Origin of the sequence: Klebsiella sp. K5-45 (assembly GCF_030128605.1) — a bacterium.
GTDB classification, from domain to species: domain Bacteria; phylum Pseudomonadota; class Gammaproteobacteria; order Enterobacterales; family Enterobacteriaceae; genus Klebsiella; species Klebsiella quasipneumoniae.
In genome coordinates, this window is the sequence record NZ_JAKUZW010000008.1 from 230086 (window position 1) to 256378 (window position 26293).

Below are 26293 nucleotides of genomic sequence, written 5' to 3' on the forward strand. Positions count from 1 at the left end.
GCATTGCTACAGTCACCTGGTTAATCCCACTATTTAATGGCGAAATTCATCATGGCGCAGTACAAGGATAATCTGCTGGGCGAGGCCAACAGCTTTCTCGAGGTGCTGGAACAGGTTTCCCGACTGGCTCCGCTGGATAAGCCGGTGCTGGTCATCGGCGAGCGCGGTACCGGGAAAGAGCTTATCGCCAACCGTCTGCACTACCTCTCCGCCCGCTGGCAGGGGCCGTTTATCTCGCTGAACTGCGCGGCGCTGAACGACAATCTGCTCGATTCGGAACTATTCGGCCACGAAGCCGGGGCCTTCACCGGCGCCAGCAAGCGCCATCCCGGGCGCTTCGAGCGCGCCGACGGCGGGACGCTGTTTCTCGATGAGCTGGCGACAGCCCCAATGCTGGTGCAGGAGAAGCTGTTAAGAGTGATTGAATATGGCGAGCTGGAGCGCGTGGGCGGCAGCCAGCCGCTGCAGGTTAACGTCCGGCTGGTGTGCGCCACCAACGCTGACCTGCCGCGCATGGTGGAGGAAGGCCACTTTCGCGCCGACCTGCTCGACCGTCTGGCCTTCGACGTGGTGCAGCTCCCGCCGCTGCGCGAACGGCAGAGCGATATCATGCTGCTCGCCAACCAGTTTGCCATTCAGATGTGCCGCGAGCTCGGCCTGCCGCTGTTTCCCGGATTCAGCGAACGTGCCACCGCCACGCTGCTCGGCTACCGCTGGCCGGGGAATATTCGTGAACTGAAGAACGTCGTCGAGCGCTCGGTCTATCGCCACGGAGACAGCGAGCACGAGCTGGACGCCATTATCCTCAACCCTTTCCGTCAGACCGCCGCCTCCGAGCCGGAGACCGCGTCCGGGGACGAGCTGCCCGCCCTGCCGCTGGATCTGCGCGATTTTCAGCTACAGCAGGAAAAACGCCTGCTGCAGCGGAGTCTGCAGCAGGCGAAGTATCATCAGAAGCAGGCGGCGGAGCTGCTGGGGTTAACCTATCACCAGCTCCGCGCGCTGCTGAAAAAGCATCAGCTGTGAGAAGTGCGCGGCAGCAGCAGCGCGCTCACCGCCATCGCCCCCAGGCATAAGGCGGCGTTGAACCACAGGGCATACTGGGCGGCATGGGCCATGCCCAGCGGCAAAAACAGCGCGAAAAGTGACGCTGTCACGGCAATGCCCATCGCCCCGCCCAGCGAGCTGCCCATCTTGTAGATCCCCGAGGCGACGCCAATTTTGTTCTCCGGCGCGTTGGCCACCGCCGTATCCGTTGACGGCGTGGCGTAGCAGCCCAGGCCGAGGCCGAACAGCACGTTGCTGGCGAATACCACGCCGATATACAGCGCCTTATCGAGGAAGGTGCAGGATATCAGGCCGATGGCGATGGCGGTCAGCACCGGGCCGGCCATCATCGGCAGCCGGGCGCCATAGCGCTGCAGCAGCTTCTCGCCGACCCGGATCATCGCCAGGACGGTGACCAGATAGCCGAGGGTCATCATTCCGCTCTCCAGCGGCGTCAGGTGGTGCCCTTGCTGTAGCCAAATGCTGGCGATCATCATGGTGCCAATCGCCCCGTTGAGCAGAAAGTTCGACAGCACCGCCGCACCGTAGGCCCGGTTGCGAAACAGCGCAAAATCGATCAGCGCCGCCTCGCCTTTGCGCAGCCCGCTGCGAATAAACACCGCGCCAGCGATCAGCGCCCCCGCCAGCATGCTCAACGACAGCGGACTGGCCCAACCCCAGCCGTGGCCTTTGCTGATAAACAGGTTCACCAGCACCAACCCGACGATCAGGCTCAGCAGGCCGCCAACGTCCAGCTTATGCTGGCTGGCGCTGGCGCTGCGGCTCTCCGGCGTGCCGCGCAGCAAAAACAGCGCCAGCAGAGCGACGGCAATGGAGAAGACGAAGATCCAGCGCCAGCCCAGGCCGGTGGCGATAGCTCCGCCAACGAAAGAGCACAGGCCGCTGCCGCCCCACGAGCCGATGACCCAGAAGCTGACCGCCCGCTGACGCGCGCGTCCCTGGTACCAGGTCTTAATCAGCGCCAGCGTCGCCGGCATAATGCACGCCGCCGACAGTCCCTGCAGCACCCGGCCGGCGAGGAACAGCCCCGGCCCCTGGGCCAGTACCAGCATGGCGCTGCCGATGATGCTCAGCCCCAGTCCGAGGGTGGTCATCCGCATGCGGCCAAACTTGTCCGCCAGACCGCCGCTGGCCACCACGAAACAGCCGCTGAACAGCGCGCTGAGGCTGACGGCCAGGGTTAGGGTCTCAAGGGAAATATCAAGACTGCTTTTCATCGCCGGCACGACGTTAATCACCGACTGGGCAAACAGCCAGAAGGTTAAAACGCTCAGCACAATCCCTACCAGCAGACGATCGCTGCCGACAAAGGGGGTGTCGCTTACGGTGACAGTGCTCATTGCATGGCCCTCCCGTTTCCGGTGATTAACGCAGATAGTGTTCCGTCAGGCCGCACCACAGCGCCGCGCCGGTCAGCAACAGCGCGTCGTTGAAGTCATAGCCCGGGTTATGCACCATGCAGCGATCCGGCTCGTCGCCAGCGCCGATAGTGAAATAACTGCCGTGGGGGTGCTGCTCCAGCATGAAAGCGAAATCTTCACTGCCCATAAACGGCTTCACCTCGCCCACCTGCTCTGCGCCAAACAGCACTGTCGCCACCTCCCGCACCATAGCGTTTGCCGCCGGATCGTTACGCAATACCGGGCTGCCGTTGACGTGGGTCAGCGTGGCCGTGGCGTTGAAGCTCTCCGCCTGGGCCACGGCAATGTCATGGATCCGCTGCAGCACGGTTTCACGTACCTGCTCATTGAGGGTGCGCACCGTGAGCTTCATCAGCACGTGATCGTTAATGATATTGGGCGCATGTCCGGCCTGGATGCTGCCGACGGTCACCACCGCCGGCTCAAACGGGGTGATATTGCGCGAGACGATGGACTGCAGCGCGAGGGTAATATGGCAGGCCACCAGCGTGGCATCCACCGTATGCTCCGGCACCGCGCCGTGGCCGCCAACGCCCTTCACTTCAATATGCAGCGTATCGGAGGAGGCCATCATCGCCCCGTCGCGCAGGCCGATTTTACCCAGCGGCTGACCCGGCATATTGTGCAGGCCGAAGATGGCGTCGCAGGGAAACTGGTCAAACAGACCGTCCTCGACCATTACCCGCCCACCGTACAGTAACTCTTCCGCGGGCTGGAAAATCAGCTGCAGCGTCCCGTTAAACTGGCGTGTGCGCGCCAGATATTCAGCCGCGTAGAGCAGCGTAGTGGTGTGCCCGTCATGGCCGCAGCCGTGAAAGCGCCCTTCGACCTGGCTTGCCCACGGCTTCCCGCTCCGCTCCTGCATCGGCAGCGCATCCATATCGGCCCGCAGGCCGAGGCGTTTTTTTCCGTGGCCGACGCGCAGCGTGCCCACCACTCCGGTGCCCGCCAGGCCGCGGTGAACCTCGTATCCCCACTCGCCAAGCAGTCGGGCGACCTCGCTGCTGGTCTGATGCTCTTCAAAGCCGATCTCCGGCTGCTGGTGGAACCGGCGACGTAAGGCAATAAATTGCGCCTCGTTGACCTGCAAGGCTTCAAGCAACGGATGTGTCATTTTTTTTATTCCTGTGTTGTGTTTGCACGACACTTTCGAGTTTATGCGGGTGAAACAGCTTTCAGGCGCGGTTTTTTGTTTTATATTGACGAGAAATCAATGAGTGTTTTTCATACATATCGGTTATGACAAAAAACAACCGGTTGCTTTTTGTCGACAGAGGAGAGCCATGTGGAGCAGCATTCAGGCGACTTTAGCGTCACCGTGCGCGATGTGCGTCAGCTGAGCCAGCCGGAAAGCGATCTGCTGACGCTGCTGTGGGTGCTGGAAGGGAGCGTAAATCTAACGGAGGCGGAAGGTGCGCCGCAGCAGCTTGCCGTCGACGAGCTGGCGATCGTTAACCGCAACCGTCGCTGGAGCCTGCGCAGCGCCGGGGGCAACGCGGTGATGATCCTGACCCTCGCCGCCAGCTGGCTGGCCCGCCTCGACACCACTTTTTTTGCCGTCGACTACCAGATATCGCCGCGCACCCGGGATGCCGATGACGGCCTGCGCCGCCTGATGCGCCAGCTGCTGGTGAGCGGTCTGGTCAATCATCCCGGCCATTACCGGCTGGAGGCCAACCGCTGGTTGAGCGAGATAGCGCTGCTGCTGGCCACGCGCTTCAGCCAGCCCATCGTCTCCACGCCGCGGCGCGATTCAGAAAAATGGAGCCGGAGGATAGCCAGCGTGGTGGCGCGGATCGACGCCAACTATCAGCGCCGTCTCTCTTTACAGGAGGTGGCGGCCGCAGAGTTTGTCTCCGAGGCCTGGCTGTCACGCCTGTTTCACAAGGAGGTTGGGGTCAGTTTTGTTCAGTACCTCACCGCGCTGCGCCTGCGCCACGCCGCCGACCAGCTGTTAACCACCCGCAAACCCGTTCAGCAAATTGCCCGCGAACAGGGGTTCGCCAGCACGCGAATGATGAGCGATCTGTTTAAGCGCCACCATGGCGTGACGCCGCGCCAGTATCGCGAGCAGTCCCCCCGGGAGCCTGGCCGACCGCGCCCGCCGCAGGGAGATCGCTGGCAGCCGGTGGCCGTGGACCGGCTCTACGCCCGCCTTAATGAGCCGGAACCACCCGACAGGGAGAGCCAGCCGCTGCTGATCAATCCGCCGCAAACCCGGGAGATCAACCTGCACCAGCGACCGGCACGCGCCGCAGTGCTGCGCCATACCCGGATGGTGGTGACCGTGCGCGAGCTGGACGATCTGCTGCGGGAGGACGTGCGCCGCGAGCTGGAGCAGTTGCACCGCGTCCTGCCTGTGTATGCCATCGATATCAACGACGCCTTTCTCAGCAGCCGCCTGTTCGGCACCGGCTGGGACGATCCGCAGATGGCTGGCTACGCCTGCTGGTACAACCTGCAGCAGATCTTCAGCTGGCTGGCGGTGATGGGCTGGCAGGTGATCCTGCATACCGGGGTCACCACTCGCAGCGACCTGCTGCAGCGCTTCCTGCAACTCGCTGCCAACCATTTTCCGCCGGCGACGCTCAGCAGCTGGCGCTTTGTCTGGCACTGGTCGCCGCAGGCGAGCGAAGCGGCCCGCCAGGCCGCCTGGCGGCAGCAGCGCGAGGTTCTTCACCGTCTTCTGCCGCAGCCGCAGCTGGGGATCTGGCACCGCTTTGCCGCCAGCGCGCCCGGGGACGATCCCCTGTTCCACTCGCCGCTGCTGGCGGAAGCCGATTTTCTCGCCTGCCAGGCGGATGCCAACGAACAGCTCGATCTGGCACAGGCGGACAGCAGCAGTCTGGCCTCCAGCGAGCACTATCCGGCGCATAAGCTGCGGCAGATCCACAGCGCCCTGCGTCAACGTCAGCTCAACCTGCCGCTATGGCTGCTCTCGTGGAATACGCTGACCGGCGATACGCGGGATACTAACGGGCGCTTTTTTCGCGGCGCGCTGTTGATGGATAATCTGCTGGGGGTCGCTGACCAGGTCTGGCTGGCGGGCTTCTGGTTAAATTCCGGCCTTCAGGGCGAAGCCCGCGCCAACGGCAAGCTGGATACCTCAAGCCTGGCGCTGCACTACCTGCACGGGCTGCCGCGCCCGGTTTACTGGGTGCTGTGGCTCTGGCGACGGCTGCGCGGCGAGATCCTGTTCCACGACAAAAACCTGCTGCTGCTCCATCATCAGGGGCACTACCAGCTACTGCTGCGCAATACGGTGGTCTACAACCCCTGGCTCTCCAGCGAAGCGGCTTTTATTCAACGCTTCAGCCAGCCGTACAGTGTGCGGCTGCAGGGGCTCAAGGGCCGCTGGCGCGTCAAACAGCACCTGTTCGATCAGCACCACGGCGCGCTGTTCCCGCTGGTGGACGCCTTTCGCAGCCGCAGCGGCCCCGACGCCGAAGATTATCAGTGGCTGATGCATCAGGCTCGTCCGGCGCTCAGCGTGGATGAGGCCCGGCTCGATGGCCACTGGCTGCGGGTCGACTCGCTGGAGAGCAACGCCCTGGCGCTGTACGAATTTACCCCTCAGCTCTCCCCCGGCGAGGATCCTGACGCCTGAAGCAAACCGTGAATTTTGCGCTGGCTCTCCGTCGTCGCCGAATTGAAAACCAGCAGCGACAGATCGGGACGGCCTTCCACGGCAAAAGAGGTGAACTCCAGATCGAGCGGGCCCATCTGCGGGTGGTTAATGCGCTTATAGCCTTCGCCGTGGCCGGCGACGTCATGGCTTTGCCAGAAACGGGCGAACTCGACGCTTTGCTGGCTGAGCTCCGCGATCAGCTGGTCAGTTTCTTTCGTGGCGCCCATTCGCGTGACGTCGGCGCGGAAGGCGTTAACGATAAGCTGCCCAACCGTCTGCCAGTCCTCCAGGGTGCAGCGGGCCTCAGGCCGGGTAAACAGGCGGCGCAGCACGTTGCGCTCCGCCAGCGGCAGCTGGCCGTAGTCGGTCAGCACCCTGGCCGCCGCCGTGTTCCAGGCGATCACGTCCCAGCTGGCGGTACGGATAATCGCCGGAATGGTGAAGGCGTCAAGCACCCGCTGCAGCCGCGGCGTCATATCATCCGTGACCGTCAAACGGGTCTGCGGCGGATGACCGAAGGCGAGAATAAACAGATGTTCGCGCTCCGGGGTGGTCAGCCGCAGACCGCGGGCGATCCGCTCCAGCACCTCGCGGGAAGGCGCCCCGCCGCGGCCCTGTTCAAGCCAGGTATACCAGGTCGGGCTGATGCTGGCCAGCTGGGCGACCTCTTCACGACGCAGGCCCGGCGTGCGCCGGCGTCCCGCCGGGAAGCCAAACGTCGCCGGGTCGAGACGCTGACGCCTGGCGCGGAGAAAATCACCTAAAGCATGATTGTCAGAAGTGTTCATCATCTGCCTGTGAGTCTGCCTGTTAGAATTTATACCCCGATAATGTCTCTACTTTTATAGTATGACATCGTGGGTAGGATACGCCTGAAAACCCGTTCAGGAGGTTCATGATGCGTATATTTCTTACCGGCGCGAGCGGATTTATCGGCTCGCGTATTCTTCCGGCGCTACAGGCGTCGGGTCATCAGGTTATCGGCCTCGCGCGCAGCGACGCTACGGCGCAGGCCCTGGAAGCGGCAGGCGTCGAGGTGCATCGCGGCACGCTGGATGCCCCCGATTCGCTGCTGGCGGGCGTCGAGCGCGCCGACGCGGTGATCCATACCGCTTTCGACCACGACTTCAGCCGCTTTGCCGCCAACTGCGAGAAAGACCGCCAGGCGATCCTGACCATGGGCCAGGCGCTGCGCGGCAGCGAGCGGCCGCTGGTCATCACCTCCGGCACGCTGATGGGCGACGACGGGAGCGGCGCCCCGGCCCGCGAGTCGTGCTTTAACGCAGCGCACCCCAGCCCGCGCACCGCTTCAGAGCTCGCCGGCCAGCAGCTGCTGGAGGCGGGAGTGGACGTCCGGGTGGTTCGCCTGCCGCAGGTGCATGACACCGTGCGCCAGGGGCTGCTGACCTGCTATATCGAGCGCGCGGTCGCCAGCGGCGCGGTGGCCTTGCTTGGCGAGGGGAACAACCGCTGGTCCGCCGCCCATGTCGATGACGTCGCGCGCCTTTACGTCAGCGCCCTGCTGCAGGGCGCTGCGGGCGAACGCTACCATGCGGTGGCTGAAGAGGGGATCGCGTTACGAGAGATCGCCGCAGTCATCGCCCGGGGTTTAAATCTGCCGCTGACCCAGTTGGATGAGACGCAGGCCGACGCCTGGTTCGGCTGGTTTGCCCCCTTTACCACCCTTGAGCTGCGCGCCAGCTCGGCATGGACCCGCGAGCGATTGCAGTGGCAGCCGGTCGGCCCCGGGCTGCTGGAGGACTTACGGAATATGGATTACCAAAAAGTGACGTTGTCACAATAAGCAAAGACGTTCCGCTCCTTTATTACACCCGACGGGTAGGGTTAGCCGCCCGTCGGACCATCTGCTTTCTCCCCGCTATACTGAATTTATCCTCGGCGTTAGCGTCGCTTCCACCGTCCGGTCAACCGCGGCCAAACAGAGCTGACTGGCGATATCGGCGATAAAAAGTTACCATGTTTCATTATACAGACTCGGTTCCGCGACTATTTTAATCAATTGACTGAATACTATACGCCCCCGGTAACCGCATTATCCCTCAGGCTTGTTGAAGGCGGTGGTGAATGTCTATGAATCTTAATAAGATAGAGTTCAACTCTATAATCAAACAGAAAATATGCGCCTGAAATTGTCATCTCTCCTGGCAGCGGTTTCCCTGCTGTGTGGGCAGGCTTTTGCCGCCCCTGCGCTTCCCGACCGCGCCGATATTCGCGACAGCGGTTTCGTCTATTGCGTCAGCGGCCAGGTGAATACCTTTAATCCGCAGAAAGTGAGCAGCGGACTGATCGTCGATACGCTGGCTGCGCAGATCTACGATCGCCTGCTTGACGTCGACCCTTATACCTATCGGCTGGTCCCCGAGCTGGCGGAGAGCTGGGAAGTCCTTGATAACGGCGCCACCTACCGTTTTCACCTGCGTCGCCACGTCCCGTTTCAACGCACGGCATGGTTCTCCCCGACGCGGGATTTCAACGCCGATGACGTGATCTTTACCTTTGGCCGCATCTTTAACCGCGATCATCCTTGGCACAACGTCAACGGCAGCAGCTTCCCCTATTTCGACAGCCTGCAGTTTGCCGACAGCGTGGAAAGCGTCCGCAAGCTCGATAATCAGACCGTGGAATTTCGCCTCAAGCGGCCGGATGCCTCATTCCTCTGGCATCTTGCCACCCACTATGCGTCGATTACCTCCGCCGAATATGCCGCCCGCTTAACGCAGGACGATCGTCAGGAACAGCTCGATCGCCAGCCGGTGGGCACCGGCCCGTTCCAGTTGTCCGAGTACCGCTCCGGACAGTATGTTCGCCTTCAGCGCCACCCCGGGTACTGGCGCGGCAAACCGTTGATGCCGCAGGTGGTGGTCGACCTCGGCTCCGGCGGTACCGGCCGCCTGTCAAAACTGCTGACCGGCGAATGCGACGTGCTGGCCTGGCCGGCCGCCAGCCAGTTGACGATCCTGCGTGACGACCCGCGCCTGCGCCTGACGCTGCGTCCGGGGATGAACATTGCCTGGCTGGCCTTCAACACCGCCAAGCCGCCGCTGGACAACCCGGAGGTACGCCACGCGCTGGCGCTGGCCATCAACAACCAGCGTCTGATGCAATCCATCTACTACGGCACCGCGGAGACGGCGGCGTCGATGCTGCCGCGCGCCTCCTGGGCCTACGATAACGACGCTAAGATTACCGAATATAATCCCCAGGAGGCTCGTGCTCGTCTGAAGGCGCTGGGGCTGGAAAATCTTACCCTCAAGCTGTGGGTTCCCACCAGCTCGCAGGCGTGGAACCCCAGCCCGTTGAAAACAGCCGAGCTGATCCAGGCAGATATGGCGCAGATTGGCGTCAAAGTAATCATCATGCCGGTGGAGGGGCGCTTCCAGGAGGCGCGGCTGATGGACATGAACCATGACCTGACGCTCTCCGGCTGGGCGACGGACAGTAACGATCCGGACAGTTTTTTCCGGCCGCTGCTGAGCTGCGCGGCGATCGCCTCGCAAACCAACTTTGCCCACTGGTGTAACCGGGAATTTGATGACGTGCTGCAAAAAGCGCTGCTCTCGCAACAGCTCTCCTCGCGGATGGACGCTTACAAAGAGGCCCAGCGCATCCTCGCCCGTGAACTGCCGGTCCTGCCGCTGGCCTCGTCGCTGCGGTTGCAGGCCTATCGCTATGATATGAAAGGTCTGGTGCTTAGCCCCTTCGGTAACGCTTCCTTCGCTGGCGTATCGCGGGAGAAAACCGAAGAGGTGAAAAAACCATGATTATTTTTACCCTGCGCCGTCTGCTGCTGCTGTTGGTCACCCTCTTTTTTCTGACCTTTGTCGGCTTCAGCCTGAGCTACTTCACCCCCCATGCCCCGCTGCAGGGCGCGACCCTGTGGAATGCGTGGCTGTTCTGGTTTGAAGGGGTACTACACTGGGATTTTGGCGTCTCCAGCATCAACGGCCAGCTGATTTCCGATCAGTTGCGCGAGGTGTTCCCGGCGACCATGGAGCTGTGCATCCTCGCCTTCGGCTTTGCCCTACTGATTGGCATTCCGGTGGGGATGATCGCCGGCGTGATGCGCAACAAATGGCCCGATACCCTGATCAGCGCCGTTGCGCTGGTCGGTTTTTCGATCCCGGTCTTCTGGCTCGCGCTGCTCCTGACCCTCTTCTTCTCCCTGACCCTCGGCTGGCTTCCGGTCTCCGGCCGCTTCGACCTGCTGTATGAGGTGAAAAACGTCACCGGTTTCGCGCTGATCGACGCCTGGCTTTCGGACTCACCGTGGCGCCATGAGATGATCGTCAGCGCCGCCCGGCATATGGTGCTGCCGGTGCTGACCCTGGCGGTAGCCCCTACTACCGAAGTGATCCGCCTGATGCGCATTAGCACCAGCGAGGTCTATGACACCAACTACGTCAAGGCGGCCGCCACCCGCGGCGTGTCGCGACGCAAAATTCTACTGCGCCACGTGCTGCACAACGCCCTGCCGCCGGTGATCCCGCGCCTCGGCCTGCAGTTTTCCACCATGCTCACCCTGGCGATGATCACCGAGATGGTGTTCAGCTGGCCCGGACTGGGCCGCTGGCTGATCAACGCCATTCGTCAGCAGGACTACGCGGCGATCTCCGCCGGAGTAATGGTGATTGGCGCGCTGGTGATTATTGTCAACGTGATTTCCGATATTCTCGGTGCCATGGCTAACCCACTGAAACATAAGGAATGGTATGCCCTACGATAGCGTTTATCTGGAAAAGCGTCCGCCCGGCGCGCTGCGCACCGTATGGCGTAAATTCTATGGCGACACCACGGCGATGATCGGCCTGTACGGCTGCGCAGGGCTGCTGCTGCTCTGCGTCTTCGGCGGCTGGTTCGCCCCCTACGGCATCGACCAGCAGTTCCTCGGCTACCAGCTGCTGCCGCCATCGTGGTCGCGCTATGGCGAAGTCTCTTTCTTCCTCGGGACCGATGACCTGGGGCGCGATGTGCTCAGCCGGCTGCTGAGCGGCGCGGCGCCGACCGTCGGCGGCGCTTTTGTCGTCACCCTCGGCGCCACGCTGTTTGGCCTGGTGCTGGGCGTCATTGCCGGGTCGACCCACGGCCTGCGCTCGGCGGTGATGAACCATATCCTCGATACCCTGCTCTCCATCCCCTCGCTACTGCTGGCCATCATCGTCGTCGCCTTTGCCGGGCCGCACCTCAGCCATGCGATGTTTGCCGTCTGGCTGGCGCTGCTGCCGCGGATGGTGCGTTCCGTCTACAGCATGGTCCACGATGAGCTGGAGAAAGAGTACATCATCGCCGCCCGCCTCGACGGGGCGTCGACGCTGAATATTCTGTTGTTCGCCATTCTGCCCAATATCGCCTCCGGCCTGGTGACCGAGATCACCCGCGCCCTGTCGATGGCTATTCTGGATATCGCCGCGCTGGGCTTTCTTGACCTCGGCGCTCAGCTGCCTTCGCCGGAATGGGGAGCGATGCTGGGCGATGCGCTGGAGCTTATCTATGTTGCGCCGTGGACCGTGATGCTGCCCGGGGCCGCGATTATGCTCAGCGTACTGCTGGTCAACCTGCTGGGCGACGGTATTCGCCGGGCGATCATTGCCGGGGTAGAATAATGCCGTTACTCGATATTCGTCACTTAACCATCGAATTTAAAACCAACGAAGGCTGGGTGAAAGCCGTCGATCGCGTCAGCCTGACCCTGACCGAAGGCGAAATCCGTGGCCTGGTCGGGGAATCCGGCTCCGGAAAGAGCCTGATCGCCAAAGCTATCTGCGGCGTGACAAAGGACAACTGGCGGGTCACGGCCGACCGCATGCGCTTCGACGACATCGACCTGCTGCGGCTGTCGAACCGCGAGCGCCGAAAGCTGATCGGCCACAACGTGTCAATGATATTCCAGGAGCCGCAGTCGTGCCTCGATCCCTCTGAGCGCATCGGCCAGCAGCTGATCCAGAGTATCCCCGGCTGGACCTACAAAGGGCGCTGGTGGCAGCGGCTGGGCTGGCGCAAGCGTCGGGCCATCGAGCTGTTGCACCGCGTCGGAATTAAAGATCACAAAGACGCCATGCGCAGCTTCCCCTATCAGCTGACCGAAGGCGAGTGCCAGAAGGTGATGATTGCCATCGCCCTGGCCAACCAGCCACGCCTGCTGATCGCCGATGAGCCGACCAACGCCATGGAGCCAACGACTCAGGCGCAGATTATCCGCCTGCTGACGCGGCTCAACCAGAACAACAACACCACCATTTTGCTGATCAGCCACGACCTGCAGATGCTCAGCAAATGGGCGGATAAAATCAACGTCATGTACTGCGGGCAGACGGTGGAGAGCGGGCCCAGCGAAGAGCTGATCACCCTGCCGCATCACCCCTACACCCAGGCGTTAATCCGCGCTATCCCGGATTTTGGCAGCGCCATGCCGCATAAAAGCCGCCTCAACACCCTGCCGGGGGCGATCCCGCTGCTGGAGCAGCTGCCCATCGGCTGCCGGCTGGGGCCCCGCTGCCCGTACGCCCAGCGCGAGTGTATTGAAACGCCGCGTCTTACCGGGGTGCGCAATCACCTGTACGCCTGTCATTTCCCGCTGAACATGGAGAAAGAGTGAAATGGTCGAAACATTGCTGGAAGTGCGCCAACTCAGTAAGACCTTTCGCTACCGCACCGGCTGGTTTCACCGCCAGACGGTGGAGGCGGTTAAGCCGCTGAGTTTTACCCTGCGCGAACGGCAGACGCTGGCGATTATCGGCGAGAATGGCTCCGGAAAATCCACCCTCGCGAAGATGCTGGCGGGCATGGTGGAGCCCACCAGCGGCGAGGTGCTGATCGACGACCATCCGTTGACCTTCGGGGATTACTCCTACCGCAGCCAGAAAATTCGCATGATCTTTCAGGATCCGTCGACGTCGCTAAACCCGCGCCAGCGCATCTCGCAGATCCTCGATTTTCCGCTGCGGCTGAATACCGATCTCGACGCCGAAGCGCGACAGAAGCAGATCATCGACACCCTGCGCATGGTCGGCCTGCTGCCGGACCACGTCAGCTACTATCCCCATATGCTGGCCCCGGGTCAGAAGCAGCGTCTTGGCCTCGCCCGGGCGCTGATCCTGCGCCCGAAGGTCATCGTCTGCGATGAGGCGCTGGCCTCGCTGGATATGTCGATGCGCTCCCAGCTCATCAACCTGATGCTGGAGCTGCAGGAGAAACAGGGCATCTCCTACATCTATGTCACCCAGCACCTGGGCATGATGAAGCACATCAGCGATCAGGTGCTGGTGATGCATAACGGGGAAGTGGTTGAGCGCGGCAGCACCGCCGATGTGCTGGCCTCACCGCTGCACGACCTGACCCGACGTCTGATTGCCGGCCATTTCGGTGAGGCTCTCACCGCCGACGCCTGGCGCAAAGACGGCAAATAAGTTCGTAGGGGCGGCTCGCTGGCCGCCCCCCTTGCCATTCAGGCAGATGGGAAGAGACTTTCCGCCGGCAGCGACCGGCGATCAAAGCGGCGCAGCGCGTAGTAAAGTCCCCCAGTGCCGAACCAGCCAATCATCCACGACACGTCGTTTCCGGCGAATATCCACGTCAGTGAACCATGGAACAACGGGTTCTCAATAAACGGCAACTGGATCAGCACGCCGACGATATACAGGGTAATCGCGTACAGGTTCCAGAAACCGTAGCGTTGATGCGGGTCGCTGAGCGCCGGAATATCAAGGGCGCCTTTCGAGATAAGATAGTAATCCGTCAGACAAATGGCGCTCCACGGGACGAAGAACACCAGCAGAAACAGCAGAAAATGGGTGAAATGCTTTAAAAACGCGGGTTCGCTGAGCAGCGCAATAATGCAGGAAGCCGCCACCATCAGCACCACGAACGCAATCCGGCACTTTTGCGACAGCACGGTCTGCCGACGGAAGGCGGAAACAATGGTGGTCAGCGACATAAAACTGCCGTAGGCATTGAGAGTTGTGAAGGTGATTTTACCAAAGCAGATGGCGAAATAGATAACCATGGCCATCCCCTGACTCTTGCCTAATCCCACCAGATAGCTCACCTCGTGACCGGGGAAGGCGCTGCCGGCAATGGCCGCCGTCAGCACGCCAAGGGTCATTGACGTCTGTGTGCCCAACACGGTGCCGAAAAACACCGAGCTAAATGTTTTGGCGGCGGAGACATCGCGCGGCAGGTAGCGCGAATAGTCGGAAACATAGGGGCAAAAGGCGATCTGCCACGATGAGGAGAGCGATATGGCTAATAAAAACATCGGCAGAGAAAAATGGCTATTTTGCGCCAGTGCGCTGAGGTCAGCGGAGAGCAGTAGCGTGATGAACATATAAACGAAGGCCAGTATCCCGACGATACTCGCCAGTTTGCCCAGCTTATGGATCACTTTATACCCGAGGACCGCAATAACGATAATAATCGCACTGAAGATCAACATCCCGGCTACGTTACTGATATTCAGCAGCCTGGCCATCGCCTGTCCGGCCAGCACGGTGCCGCTGGCAGAAAAGCCGATATACATGACGCAGACCAACACCAGCGGCACCACCGCGCCATATACGCCAAACTGGGCGCGGCTGAGGATCATCTGGGGCAATCCGAGCCGCGGCCCCTGCAGCGCATGCAGGGACATCACCGCCGCACCCAGCACCTGGCCCAGCAGAAGCCCGATCAGCGACCACACTACATCCCCGCCCAGCACAACGGCCAGCGCGCCGGTTACTATCGCCGTTATTTGCAGGTTACCGCCGAACCACAAGGTGAACTGGCTAAACGGGTGCCCATGCCGTTCGTTTTCGGGAATGTAATCAATCGACCGCGTTTCACTGATTCCAGCATTATTGCTCTTTGACTGCCCATCTGTAGACGAAAACGAAGACATAGATTCCTCACTTAAGTTATTAATGACGCCTCACTTAGTCGTTCATGTATATACAAGCATTGACAAGCGTTCGCGTGGCGAGCACCCTGTTTTTGTGACGATGATGTAAAATATTTGTATTTCAAAAAGTAAATAATTTCGGCAATGGCGGCGTTTATTCTCGCCGCCACAGACGATTAATTGAGGTGTGCTGCCCATGATGGTCCCTTTTCAGCTGTCGACGCTCCCTGTCACCCCGTGGAAAAACGGCGGAGGCGAAACCCGGGAGATAGTCTGCGTGCCGTCGCCCGACGCCCCTTTTCTCTGGCGCGCGAGCATTGCCACCCTGCAGGCCGACGGCCCTTTCTCCCCCTTTCCCGGCGTCGACCGGACGATCGTCCTGCTGGCGGGGCAACCGCTGCGGCTGCGCGGGGAGGAGATCGACCATCCGCTGGCGCTCTGGCAGCCGTGGGCGTTCCCCGGCGAATGGGCACTGTCCAGCGTCGGGATCGTTGCGCCAGGGCTGGACTTCAATGTCATGACTCAGCGCGGGCGCGCGTCGGCGACGGTTCAGGTCGTTAGCGATCTGCAATGCCCTGCCACCGAAGGCGTCGCTTATGTGCTGCAGGGGGAGTGGGATCTGGCCGGGCGGCGCTGCGCCGCCGGCAGCGGTCTCTGCTGGCGCGGCAACGCCCCGGGCGAGCTGCGGCCTCTCGGTGCCGATGGGCGCCTCCTGCTGGCGACGATTGCGCTCAAATAATCAGCTGAGAAAAGGGTATACTTGAGCCATCACGATCGGCTTTTGCCCCGCGCGGCGCGGGCCGGCTGAAAAATATCGTGACACAAGGGGTCGTCAGTGGGATATAATTCCTGGCTAAATTTGAGTTATTTTGAAATAACAATGTTAACGTTATGATTGTTAAAGTAAAAATAAGCAATAACGATAAGGATTAAAGCTATGGGTTTTCTTTCCGGTAAGCGCATTTTGATCACTGGCGTCGCCAGCAAACTGTCCATCGCCTACGGTATTGCGCAGGCAATGCACCGCGAAGGCGCGGAACTGGCATTCACCTATCAGAATGAAAAACTGAAAGGTCGCGTTGAAGAGTTTGCTGCCGCGCTGGGTTCTGACATTGTGCTGCCGTGCGACGTTGCTGAAGACGAAAGCATCACCGCGCTGTTCACCGAGCTGGAAAAAGTCTGGCCAAAATTCGATGGTTTCGTCCACTCTATCGGTTATGCCCCGGCTGACCAGTTAGACGGCGACTACGTCAACGCGGTCACCCGCGAAGGTTTCAAAATCGCGCACGACATCAGCGCCTACAGCTTCGTGGCGATGGCCAAAGCCTGCCGCACAATGCTGAACCCGGGCTCTGCTCTGCTGACGCTCTCCTACCTGGGCGCCGAGCGCGCGATCCCGAACTACAACGTCATGGGTCTGGCGAAAGCCTCTCTGGAAGCTAACGTGCGCTACATGGCGAACGCGATGGGTCCGGAAGGCGTTCGCGTCAACGCTATCTCCGCCGGTCCGATCCGTACCCTAGCCGCGTCCGGTATCAAAGATTTCCGTAAAATGCTGGCGCACTGCGAAGCGGTCACCCCGATCCGTCGCACCGTCACCATTGAAGACGTGGGTAACAGCGCAGCCTTCCTGTGCTCCAACCTGTCTGCGGGTATCTCCGGTGAAGTCGTTCACGTTGATGGCGGGTTCAGCATCGCCGCCATGAACGAGCTGGAACTGAAATAAGTTCCTTACCCTCCTCGCCCCGGTGAGGAGGGCTCTCTCTTCCGAGGCCTTGTGCACCCCCTGTTATTCCAATCGGCTATTTGTTAGCACGTATCAATATTTTCTCCTGCTTCCGGGTTACGCCAGGATAGTTCTGCATAAACGATCCGCGGAACGGCGGTTCGCCACATACCGAACAAGGAAAGCCCATGGAGCCACGCCGCGTGAATGGCAAAAACCACTGGTATCACGAAACCCAGTCAACAATCTGCCCGGTGGATGTCCTGCCGCTCGTCCCTGAAGCCGCCCATGTTGAAGACCGCTTTTTGCTGGACCTGACGCTGCCGGACGCCTGGCTACACGCCCACGCAGGCTGGCTACGCCCCGCGCGCCAGCTGGCCGAGCGGCTGTTTCCCGACCAGGTGGCGGTGAGCCGCCTGCAAACCTTTACCGCCTACGATCGCCTGAGCACTGCGCTCACCGTCGCCCAGGTCTACGGCGTCCAGCGGCTGTGTAACCACTATGCCGCCCGCCTGGCGCCCCTGCCGGGGCCCGACTCTTCGCGCGAGAGCAACCGTCGTCTGGCGCAGATCACCCAATACGCTCGTCAGCTCGCCGGTTCACCCTCCGTCATTAACGCCCTTTCCCGCAGCCAGCTGGACGAAGTGGGCCTGACCAGTCGGGATATTATCCTGATCAACCAGATTATCGGTTTCGTCGGCTTCCAGGCGCGGGCGATTGCCGTGCTGCAGGCGGCCCAGGGCTTCCCGGTGCGCTGGATCCCCGGTATGCCGCAGCAAGAGGAGGCGCCCGCCGACCTGTTCGTCAACCCACCAGGAGAGTGGGTAACCGACATTGAGGATCCCGATCTGCAGTATGCCGATGACGAGCGCCAGCGGCGTATCGCCAGCTGGCAGTCACTGCCCGGCCTGGGCCCGCTGGCTCCGTTGCTGGCCTGCGACCCGCAGTTGATGGCGCCTCTGGAGACGCTGTTACGCCAGCTCAGCGGCAACGGTACCTTTGGCCCGCAGGTCGCCTTACTCACCGCGCGCACCAATGGCAGCGCCACCTGTTTTGACGCCTGGCTCTCCCACTGGCACGGTGAAGAAGCGTTCGGCAGCCATTTGCGCGAGGGCGATCAGGCTCTCCATCGCTGGCTTGGGCAGCATCCGCGGTCGCGCGCGCTCGTTACCGCGGTACAGTTGTTAACCCGCTCCCCGGACCGGTTTAGCGCCGCCCAGTTAACACCCCTCGGCGAATATGGACTCTCAGCGGAACAGGCGATCGATCTGTTAACCTGGAGCGGACTATGCGGCTGGATGAATCGTCTGAAAATCGCCCTCGGCTATGTGCGTCAGCAGACGTAAATTGCTGAAACAGCGCTTGCTGCGACAGGCATAATCGCGTAAAAATGTCAGCCGCTCTTTTAGCCACGAAAATACCTAATTATGTTTCAGGATAACCCGCTGCTAGCGCAGCTTAAACAGCAACTGCATTCCCAGACGCCGCGCGCGGAAGGGGTCGTTAAGGGCACGGAAAAGGGCTTTGGCTTCCTCGAAGTGGACGCTCAGAAGAGCTACTTCATTCCGCCGCCGCAGATGAAAAAAGTGATGCATGGCGACCGTATCGTTGCGGTGATCCATTCTGAAAAAGAACGCGAAAGCGCCGAACCGGAATCGCTGGTTGAGCCCTTCCTGACCCGTTTCGTCGGTAAAGTCCAGAAGAAAGACGATCGCCTCGCTATCGTTCCTGACCATCCGCTGCTGAAAGACGCCATTCCCTGCCGCGCCGCCCGTGGCGTTGAGCATGATTTCAAACAGGGTGACTGGGCCGTCGCAGAAATGCGCCGTCATCCATTAAAAGGCGACCGCGGATTTTACGCGGAGCTGACCCAGTTCATCACCTTCAGCGACGATCACTTCGTCCCGTGGTGGGTGACGCTGGCGCGCCATAATCTTGAGAAAGAGGCACCGGACGGCGTCGCCACCGAGATGCTTGACGAAGGGCTGACTCGCCGCGATTTGACCGTCCTCGACTTCGTCACCATTGACAGCGCCAGTACCGAAGATATGGACGATGCGCTGTATGTCGAATCTGGCGCCGATGGCAAACTGTTGCTGACGGTGGCGATCGCTGACCCGACCGCGTGGATTGCCGAAGGCAGCAAGCTGGATAACGCCGCAAAAGTACGCGCCTTTACCAACTATCTGCCGGGCTTCAACATCCCGATGCTGCCGCGCGAACTGTCAGACGACCTGTGTTCCCTGCGTGCCAATGAAGTGCGCCCGGTGCTGGCCTGCCGGATGACTCTGGCGGCCGATGGCACCATCGAAGACAATATCGAGTTCTTTGCCGCTACCATCGAATCAAAAGCCAAGCTGGCCTATGACGATGTCTCTGACTGGCTGGAAGGCCGCGGCAGCTGGCAGCCGGGCAGCGAGGCGATCGCGCAGCAAATTACGCTGCTGAAGGACGTGTGTCAGCGCCGCAGCGAATGGCGTCAGACCCACGCGCTGGTGTTTAAAGACCGCCCGGATTACCGTTTCGTCCTCGGCGAAAAAGGCGAAGTGCTGGACATCGTCGCGGAGCCGCGTCGTATTGCCAACCGTATTGTCGAAGAGTCGATGATCGCCGCCAACATCTGTGCCGCCCGCGTGCTGCGCGACAAGCTTGGCTTCGGCGTTTATAACGTCCACACCGGCTTCGACCCGGCGAATACCGAACAGCTGGCGGCCCTGCTGAAGACCCACGACGTACACGTTGATCCGACGGAAGTGCTCACCCTGGAAGGTTTCTGCAAGCTGCGCCGCGAACTGGACGCTCAGCCGACCGGTTTCCTAGACAGCCGCATACGTCGTTTCCAGTCGTTTGCTGAAATCAGCACCGAGCCGGGCCCCCACTTTGGTCTTGGTCTTGAGGCCTACGCCACATGGACCTCGCCGATCCGTAAGTATGGCGACATGATCAACCACCGTCTGCTGAAGGCCATCATCAAAGGCGAAACCATTGCGCGCCCACAGGATGAAGCCACCGTGCAGATGTCGGAGCGCCGTCGTCTCAACCGCATGGCCGAACGCGATGTCGCCGACTGGCTGTATGCCCGTTTCCTCAACGATAAAGCCGGTACCGACACCCGCTTTGCGGCGGAGATCATCGACATCAGCCGCGGTGGAATGCGCGTACGTCTGGTGGACAATGGCGCGGTCGCCTTTATTCCGGCCCCGTTCCTCCACGCCGTGCGCGACGAACTGGTCTGCAGCCAGGAAAACGGCACCGTGCAGATCAAGGGAGAAGTGGTCTACAAGGTGACCGATGTTATCGATGTCACTATCGCTGAAGTCCGCATGGAAACGCGTAGCATCATTGCTCGTCCTGCAGCCTGACGTCTCTTCACAGCGGTTCCTTCGGGAACCGCTCCTTCTTTCCTCCCTGTCCCGTCATTTCCGTCGCAACGATTAAGGTTGTGCGTTTTTTTCGCTTCTCTTTTTCACCCATTTTTAGCATCATTGATTTCATTCGTTTTTGTTACCAGGATAATGCCATGTCAGATGTGAATGCCCACCTGCTCGCCCAACGTATCGATACCGTGCTGGATATTCTGGTTGCCGGTGATTACCACTCTGCGATCCATAATCTGGAGATCCTCAAAGCGGAACTGCTGGCGCTGGCGGCAGACGACGCCGAGCAAAACAAACCACCCAAAGCGCCCTGGGAAATCTGATTATCGCCCACATGCCGCAACCGGCGATGCTGACCGGTTGCTCGCCGTATAGCCCCCTAACAGTGATGTTGCTATGAACGCCCGACAACAAAGTATTTTGCAAGTGGTCATCGATAAAGGCCGCATGAGCGTCGCCGATCTGGCGAAGATGACCGGTGTCTCAGAGGTCACCATCCGTCAGGATCTAAACCTGCTGGAGAAGCAGAGCTATCTGCGCCGCACCCATGGCTACGCCGTCCCATTGGACAGTGAAGATGTCGAAACCCGCATGATGACCCATTTCGCCATTAAGCGTGAACTGGCCAGCCGCGCCGCGGCGCTGGTGAATGCCGGCGAAACGGTATTTATCGAAAACGGCAGCAGCAACGCCCTGCTGGCGCGCACCCTGGCTGAACGCGGCGATATCACCATCATCACCGTCAGCAGCTATATCGCCCATCTGCTGAAAGAGACGCCGGGAGAGGTGATCCTGCTGGGCGGGATTTACCAGAAACGCAGTGAAAGTATGGTTGGCCCACTGACCCGCCAGTTCATTCAACAGGTGCATTTCAGTAAGGCCTTCATCGGGATCGATGGCTGGCAGGCGGAAACCGGCTTTACCGGCCGCGATATGATGCGTGCGGACGTGGTTAACGCCGTTCTGGAGAAGCACTGCGAAGCGATTATCCTCAGCGACAGCTCAAAATTCAGCGCGGTGCACCCCTATCCGCTTGGCCCAGCCGGCCGCTTTAATCGCGTTATCACCGACGATCGTCTGCCGAACGACTGCCGTGAGCAGTTGTTGCGCAGCGGCCTGACCGTCGATATTGTGCCGTACATCTGATATTCCACCCGCCCCGTGCCCTGCCACCACGCCGAACGGGGCGAAATTACGCTCTGAGAGTATTCCGAGCCGGTAATTAAGATTTTTTACCTGACGATAAATTTAAAAAAAAGTAGAATTATTATTAGCGATATAACAGGAAGTGACTATCACCTGCGTGATTTTCGTGATACCTGCGCACCCTAACTTCATGGAATTGCCCTAAAGCTGCTTTATCAGGCTATGCTTAAAGGAGCGCCGTAATCCATGAATAGATTATTCAGGAGAAAAAAATGATGACTTCAACGAGCAAAAAAATGGCTGCTGTTGTTCTGGCTGTCACTGTAGCAATGTCTCTGAGCGCTTGCTCTAACATGTCTAAACGCGATCGTAACACTGCAATCGGTGCAGGCGCCGGCGCCATCGGCGGTGCGGTGTTAACTGACGGTAGCGCACTCGGTACCCTGGGTGGCGCAGCAGTCGGTGGTATTATTGGTCACCAGGTCGGCAAATAATATAATTACCTGACGAAATAAAAGAATAATTCATACGAATTGACTTACGCACGTTAAATCATTCAAGGCCGCGGCATTCACCGCGGCCTTGTTATTTCACCTGGCCATTAATTAGGGTTGAAAAAACGATTAGCCGCCAGCTAACTTCACTTTCATCCCTTTCGCTTCTAGCAGCGCCTTAAGTAAATCCCGTTTGTCGCCCTGGATCTCAATCACACCCTCTTTCACCGCGCCGCCGCAGCCGCATTTCTTCTTCAGCTCTGCCGCCAGGGCAGTGAGTGCCGCATCGTCGGCATCAATCCCGCTAATCAGACAGACGCCCTTGCCCTTGCGGCCGCTGGTCTGGCGCTGGATCCGCACTATGCCGTCGCCTTTCGGGCGCACCGGCGCCGGTTTCGCCTCGTCGATACGCCCGGTTTCGGTGGAGTAGACCAGGCGGCTGTTGGAATCGCTCATTATGCCCCCTTGCGCAGAGAATCGTTGATCGCCCGCAGCGTCGCGGCAGGATCGGTCGACTGGGTAACCGGGCGGCCAATGACCATATAGTCCACCCCTGCCGCCTGAGCCTGCTCAGGCGTCATGATCCGCCGCTGATCGCCAGCGTCGCTGCCCTGCGGACGGATACCCGGGGTGACCAGCTTAAACGCCTGTCCCAGCTCATGCTTAAAGCGTACCGCCTCCTGAGCTGAACACACCACCCCGTCGAGGCCGCAGCGTTGGGTCAGCGCCGCCAGCTTCGCCGCGTAATCAGCCGGAGATAAGGTAATGCCCAGATCCTGCAGATCGCTGGACTCCATGCTGGTAAGGACGGTGACGGCGATGAGCAGCGGCGCGTCTTGACCAAAAGGCAGCAGCGCTTCGCGTGCCGCGGTCATCATCCGTGCGCCGCCGGAGGCATGGACATTCACCATCCATACGCCAAGCTCGGCCGCCGCCGCCACCGCGCGGGCGGTGGTGTTGGGAATATCGTGAAACTTAAGGTCCAGGAACACCTCAAACCCACGCTGATGCAGATCGCGGACAAACTGCGGTCCCAGCAGGGTGAACATCTCTTTGCCCACCTTCAGGCGGCAGTCGCGCGGGTCGATGCGGTCGACAAATGCCAGCGCTTTATCGCGATTATCATAGTCAAGCGCAACCACAACGGGAGAGGAAGTGACAGCGCGGGAAGATGGGATAGCTGTTGACGTCATGACCAGACCTTAGTGTTGATGGGCGCCAGAGGGCGCAAAAAAGGTAAACGGGCAGCATTCTACCTGTGAAGCTAACAAAATAACAGGCTGCTGTTTTGCCCTGCGCGGACGACGGCGATGCCGGGGCTGCAGGCGGCGACGGGAAAGAAATGATAAGTATGTTGTAACTAAAGCGTCTGTTTTTTTGACCTTACTGGCCGTCGAGGCCGCGAATAGGTTTGATGGTCGCCCAGGAGCGGCAGGACGGACAATGCCAGTAGAGAGTATGAGCGGTAAAGCCGCATTTCTGGCAACGGTAGCGCGGTTTGCTACGCACCTGTTCGCCGACCATGTTTCGCAGCACCCCAAGACTTTCTTTCGCCCGTCCTTCTTCCGCTTCATTGAGATGGTAGTCCATCAGCTTATGGAAGACGCGCATGGTCGGGTGGCGTTCCAGCTGCCGGGTGACGTAGTTTTGCGCCGCTTCGACGCCTTCCCGCTGCTCAAGGATCTGCGCCAGCATCAGTTCGGCGGTCGCTCCGGCGTTCTCCTCCACGCAGCGGCGCAGGAAAACTTCCCATTCATCGGCTTTGCCGAGCTGCTGATAGCAGGTCTGCAGCATCTCCAGCGTCTCACCCACCAGCTCTTTATCCTGATCGATAACCCGCTCGAGGCTTTCCACCGCTTTGGCGTAGTCGCCCTTCTCCATCCACACCCGACCCATCATGATCGACACCCGGGCGCTGTTGCGGTCCGCGGCGGCGCCTTTCTTCAACAGCGCCATCGCCTTATCCAGATCGTTGGCCGCCATCTGCTGCAGGGCCAGTTCGCACCAGAAGTTGGCGATTTCGCCACGATGCTTCTCTTTGCCCAGCTTCACCAGCCGCTCAGCCACCTCGATAGCCGACTGCCAGTCGCTGGTCGCCTGGTAGATCTGCAACAGTTGCTGCAGCGCGCCGAGGCGAAAATCAGTCTCATCCACCAGCTGTTTGAACATGTCTTCCGCACGGTCATACAGCCCGGCGGCCATATAGTCGCGCCCCAGCTGCTGGACGGCCAACAGGCGCTGATCGTAGGTTAACGATGCGCTTTCCATCAGACTCTGGTGGATACGGATCGCGCGGTCGACCTCACCGCGCGAGCGGAACAGGTTGCCGAGCGTCAGGTGGGCCTCAACGGTACCGGTATCCTCTTTCAGCATATCAAGGAACAGATCGACGGCTTTATCCTGCTGGTTGCTAAGCAGGAAGTTCACCCCCGCCACGTAATCCCGTGACAGGCGGCTCGCGTCGTCCTGTTTGGACTGTTGTGCACTTCTGCGCCCCATGTACCAGCCGTAGGCGGCGGCAACGGGTAAAAGCAGAAACAACAACTCCAGCATAAGAGGTTATTCCTTCACCGCAGGCACGCCTGCGTCGACAGCCGCCGGGCTGACAGGGGCAATCTGGTGCTCAAGGCGCTTAATTTTCCGCTCCGCGCGCGCCAGCGAGACGCGCACCCGCAGCCAGAACAGGCCGCAGATCAGCCAGCCGATGGCAAAGCCTGCGGCAAACAGCACCGCCAGTAGCGTCGAAATGCGGAATTCACCCTGAGCGAGCAAATAGTTGAAAGTGACCTGTTGGTCATTCTGCGCCCCCAGCGTCACTGAAATGACGAAGATTGCTAATACCAGTAAGAAAATGAGTAAATATTTCACATGACTTCCCGTTCTGTGGGTTGCGCGAAAAAAGCCCGCTTTCAGCCCTATAAAGTATCATTTTCGCCGCAGCGGTGGAACGAAAAAGCACGGCAACTCTACAGGATATGCGGTCGGATGCCGCTAAAATCAACATTATTCCGCTTCAGGCATCCTTTTTTTAATATCCTGCGCCTCTTCCCCCGGCGGCGAGAGCGGCCCGCAAAGACGCTGCGTCAGCCAGCAGGCCACCGTGACCAGCACCCAGGAAATCAGCGTGGCGACAATAAGATCCAGCGGCCAGTGCATGCCGAGCGCCAGGCGACTGCCCATCACCGCCGTCGCCCACGCCAGCAGTACCGCGATCGTGCCCCAGCGCCGACGCGGCCACAACAGCCCGGCAGCGAGCAGCGCCCAGCTGGCGGCGAACATCGTATGGCCTGACGGGAAGGCAAACCCGGTCTCTTTCTGCCAGTGTTTGCGTAAAAACGGCGGGATGTCCTGCGCCTGCGCCAGCTGCTCATGCACCAGTTTAGCGCGTTCTTTGCGCTTTAACGCGTAGAATTGCGTCACCGGCACCTGCCTTGTGTTTTCCAGCCAGATGACAAACGGTCTCGGCTCCTGGACCCGCGCCTTGACCCAGGATTTGGCCCCCTGTCCCACCAGGATGGCGGCGGCAAGAATGAGGAACAGGATCAGCGCCGCGCGCAGGCGAAAGCGCAGGCACCAGAGAAACCAGGCGCACAGCACAACATGGGTGATGATTCCCCACGGCTGGGTCACCGTTTCCGTCACCCACCAGAGGCTTTTCAGCCATGCCACCGGTAGTCCTGGCTGCCACAGCCAACCAGACAGCCAGACCGTGAGGGGCATGACCAGAAGCAGCGCCGCCGCAAGAGCGGTTCGTCGGGCAATCAACAGCATTTTCTCTCCTTCTCTTTGTAGATGAACATCATAGCGGAAAGTAGATCGTTTGTGCGCTTTCCGCGCGGCTAACCGTTCGCGATTAGGAGAACGTCCCGGCGTTGTGGCAAAATAGCGGTAAACAGAAAGCACATTCAGGTGCTGACAGAATCTGGAGAATCACATGCAGCTTAAACGTGTGGCAGAAGCCAAACTGCCAACCCCCTGGGGCGATTTCCTGATGGTGGGTTTTGAAGAACTGGCAACCGGACAGGATCATGTCGCGCTGGTGTACGGCGATATCTCAGGGCAGGCGCCGGTGCTCGCCCGCGTTCATTCAGAGTGTCTGACGGGCGATGCCCTGTTTAGCCTGCGCTGTGATTGCGGCTTTCAGCTGGAGGCGGCCCTGTCGCATATCGCCGAAGAAGGCCGGGGGATCCTGCTCTATCATCGTCAGGAAGGTCGCAACATTGGTTTATTGAATAAGATCCGCGCCTACGCGCTGCAGGATCAGGGGTATGACACTGTCGAAGCGAACCATCAGCTTGGCTTCGCCGCCGATGAACGCGACTTCACCCTGTGCGCCGATATGTTCAAACTGCTCAACGTAGAGCAGGTGCGACTGTTAACCAATAACCCGAAAAAAGTGGAAATCCTCAGCGAAGCCGGGATTAACATTGTGGAGCGCGTGCCGCTGATCGTCGGACGCAACCCGAAAAACGCCCATTATCTCGACACTAAAGCCGCCAAGATGGGCCACCTGCTCAACAGCAAGCCGGCGGAATAATAC

The 26293-nt window shown here is 60.2% G+C and carries 25 protein-coding genes; 16 read left to right on the plus strand and 9 right to left on the minus strand.

Annotation, left to right across the window (positions count from 1 at the left end):
- The first annotated feature begins 36 nt into the window (after positions 1-36).
- Positions 37-1026, plus strand: coding sequence for a phage shock protein operon transcriptional activator (gene pspF / locus MKS11_RS18370; RefSeq protein WP_074437468.1), 990 nt, complete (start codon positions 37-39; stop codon positions 1024-1026).
- On the opposite strand, the gene MKS11_RS18375 is transcribed toward pspF, so the two are convergent.
- Positions 1017-2408, minus strand: a complete 1392-nt coding sequence (locus MKS11_RS18375; protein ID WP_064177923.1) for an MFS transporter — start codon at positions 2406-2408, stop codon at positions 1017-1019. The genes pspF and MKS11_RS18375 overlap by 10 nt on opposite strands.
- A gap of 25 nt (positions 2409-2433) precedes the next feature.
- Entirely contained in the window at positions 2434-3603 is a 1170-nt protein-coding gene (locus MKS11_RS18380) for a M20 aminoacylase family protein (RefSeq protein WP_064794785.1), read from the minus strand.
- Between the two features lie 171 nt (positions 3604-3774).
- Here MKS11_RS18380 and MKS11_RS18385 point away from each other — a divergent pair, with 171 nt between their 5' ends.
- The gene (locus MKS11_RS18385) at positions 3775-6096 is read left to right on the plus strand and encodes a helix-turn-helix domain-containing protein (RefSeq protein ID WP_087771649.1); all 2322 of its coding nucleotides are present in this window, start codon (positions 3775-3777) and stop codon (positions 6094-6096) included.
- Here the strand turns inward: MKS11_RS18385 and MKS11_RS18390 are convergent.
- Positions 6063-6905 (minus strand): helix-turn-helix transcriptional regulator, encoded by an 843-nt coding sequence (locus MKS11_RS18390; protein WP_080837582.1) that lies wholly within the window; start codon positions 6903-6905, stop codon positions 6063-6065. The genes MKS11_RS18385 and MKS11_RS18390 overlap by 34 nt on opposite strands.
- Before the next feature lie 107 nt (positions 6906-7012).
- On the opposite strand from MKS11_RS18390, the gene MKS11_RS18395 reads away from it, so the two are divergent.
- The 6 genes from MKS11_RS18395 to sapF all read left to right on the plus strand — a co-directional run bounded on the left by MKS11_RS18395 (position 7013) and on the right by sapF (position 13541).
- Positions 7013-7921, plus strand: a complete 909-nt coding sequence (locus MKS11_RS18395) for an SDR family oxidoreductase (protein WP_284109646.1) — start codon at positions 7013-7015, stop codon at positions 7919-7921.
- Between the two features lie 334 nt (positions 7922-8255).
- Positions 8256-9899: an ABC transporter substrate-binding protein SapA gene (gene sapA / locus MKS11_RS18400; protein ID WP_032455881.1), complete on the plus strand. Its 1644-nt coding sequence runs from the start codon at positions 8256-8258 to the stop codon at positions 9897-9899.
- Complete coding sequence (gene sapB, locus MKS11_RS18405; RefSeq protein ID WP_032455880.1) at positions 9896-10861, plus strand: putrescine export ABC transporter permease SapB; 966 nt, start codon at positions 9896-9898, stop codon at positions 10859-10861. The genes sapA and sapB overlap by 4 nt, the downstream gene beginning before the upstream one ends.
- A complete protein-coding gene (gene sapC / locus MKS11_RS18410; protein WP_004151901.1) occupies positions 10848-11738 on the plus strand; it encodes a putrescine export ABC transporter permease SapC in 891 nt (296 codons plus the stop codon). Before sapB ends, sapC begins: the two co-directional genes overlap by 14 nt.
- Positions 11738-12730 carry a putrescine export ABC transporter ATP-binding protein SapD gene (sapD, locus tag MKS11_RS18415; protein WP_004203899.1) on the plus strand — a complete coding sequence of 331 codons (993 nt, stop codon included), beginning with the start codon at positions 11738-11740 and terminating at the stop codon, positions 12728-12730. Before sapC ends, sapD begins: the two co-directional genes overlap by 1 nt.
- Before the next feature lies 1 nt (position 12731).
- Positions 12732-13541, plus strand: coding sequence for a putrescine export ABC transporter ATP-binding protein SapF (gene sapF, locus MKS11_RS18420; protein WP_004203898.1), 810 nt, complete (start codon positions 12732-12734; stop codon positions 13539-13541).
- A 38-nt stretch (positions 13542-13579) separates the two neighbouring features.
- Here the strand turns inward: sapF and MKS11_RS18425 are convergent, their stop codons facing one another.
- Positions 13580-14959, minus strand: coding sequence for a cytosine permease (locus tag MKS11_RS18425; protein WP_162574791.1), 1380 nt, complete (start codon positions 14957-14959; stop codon positions 13580-13582).
- A gap of 247 nt (positions 14960-15206) precedes the next feature.
- Here MKS11_RS18425 and MKS11_RS18430 point away from each other — a divergent pair, with 247 nt between their 5' ends.
- From MKS11_RS18430 to osmB, 7 genes are all read left to right on the plus strand, one after another.
- A complete protein-coding gene (locus tag MKS11_RS18430; RefSeq protein ID WP_087771647.1) occupies positions 15207-15749 on the plus strand; it encodes a HutD family protein in 543 nt (180 codons plus the stop codon).
- Positions 15750-15947: 198 nt separating this feature from the next.
- Positions 15948-16736 carry an enoyl-ACP reductase FabI gene (fabI, locus tag MKS11_RS18435; RefSeq protein ID WP_004203888.1) on the plus strand — a complete coding sequence of 263 codons (789 nt, stop codon included), beginning with the start codon at positions 15948-15950 and terminating at the stop codon, positions 16734-16736.
- Between the two features lie 188 nt (positions 16737-16924).
- Entirely contained in the window at positions 16925-18082 is a 1158-nt protein-coding gene (locus MKS11_RS18440; protein ID WP_004203887.1) for a carboxymuconolactone decarboxylase family protein, read from the plus strand.
- A gap of 81 nt (positions 18083-18163) precedes the next feature.
- Entirely contained in the window at positions 18164-20098 is a 1935-nt protein-coding gene (locus MKS11_RS18445; protein ID WP_048294558.1) for an exoribonuclease II, read from the plus strand.
- 158 nt (positions 20099-20256) lie between these two features.
- Positions 20257-20436: a hypothetical protein gene (locus MKS11_RS18450; protein WP_004203883.1), complete on the plus strand. Its 180-nt coding sequence runs from the start codon at positions 20257-20259 to the stop codon at positions 20434-20436.
- A 73-nt stretch (positions 20437-20509) separates the two neighbouring features.
- On the plus strand, positions 20510-21259 hold the full coding sequence (locus tag MKS11_RS18455) for a DNA-binding transcriptional regulator YciT (RefSeq protein WP_004203882.1): 750 nt from the start codon (positions 20510-20512) through the stop codon (positions 21257-21259).
- Between the two features lie 275 nt (positions 21260-21534).
- Positions 21535-21753: an osmotically-inducible lipoprotein OsmB gene (gene osmB, locus MKS11_RS18460; RefSeq protein WP_002901783.1), complete on the plus strand. Its 219-nt coding sequence runs from the start codon at positions 21535-21537 to the stop codon at positions 21751-21753.
- A 129-nt stretch (positions 21754-21882) separates the two neighbouring features.
- Here the strand turns inward: osmB and yciH are convergent, their stop codons facing one another.
- From yciH to pgpB, 5 genes are all read right to left on the minus strand, one after another.
- Entirely contained in the window at positions 21883-22209 is a 327-nt protein-coding gene (yciH, locus tag MKS11_RS18465; protein ID WP_004203881.1) for a stress response translation initiation inhibitor YciH, read from the minus strand.
- A complete protein-coding gene (gene pyrF, locus MKS11_RS18470) occupies positions 22209-22946 on the minus strand; it encodes an orotidine-5'-phosphate decarboxylase (protein WP_023318037.1) in 738 nt (245 codons plus the stop codon). Before pyrF ends, yciH begins: the two co-directional genes overlap by 1 nt.
- Positions 22947-23136: 190 nt before the next feature.
- Positions 23137-24306 carry a lipopolysaccharide assembly protein LapB gene (gene lapB / locus MKS11_RS18475; RefSeq protein WP_004203879.1) on the minus strand — a complete coding sequence of 390 codons (1170 nt, stop codon included), beginning with the start codon at positions 24304-24306 and terminating at the stop codon, positions 23137-23139.
- Positions 24307-24312: 6 nt separating this feature from the next.
- Positions 24313-24621, minus strand: a complete 309-nt coding sequence (locus tag MKS11_RS18480; RefSeq protein WP_002901780.1) for a LapA family protein — start codon at positions 24619-24621, stop codon at positions 24313-24315.
- 135 nt (positions 24622-24756) lie between these two features.
- The gene (gene pgpB / locus MKS11_RS18485; protein ID WP_004203878.1) at positions 24757-25524 is read right to left on the minus strand and encodes a phosphatidylglycerophosphatase B; all 768 of its coding nucleotides are present in this window, start codon (positions 25522-25524) and stop codon (positions 24757-24759) included.
- 163 nt (positions 25525-25687) lie between these two features.
- Between pgpB and ribA the strand changes: the two genes are divergently transcribed.
- The gene (gene ribA / locus MKS11_RS18490; RefSeq protein ID WP_004203877.1) at positions 25688-26290 is read left to right on the plus strand and encodes a GTP cyclohydrolase II; all 603 of its coding nucleotides are present in this window, start codon (positions 25688-25690) and stop codon (positions 26288-26290) included.
- Positions 26291-26293: the final 3 nt, after the last annotated feature.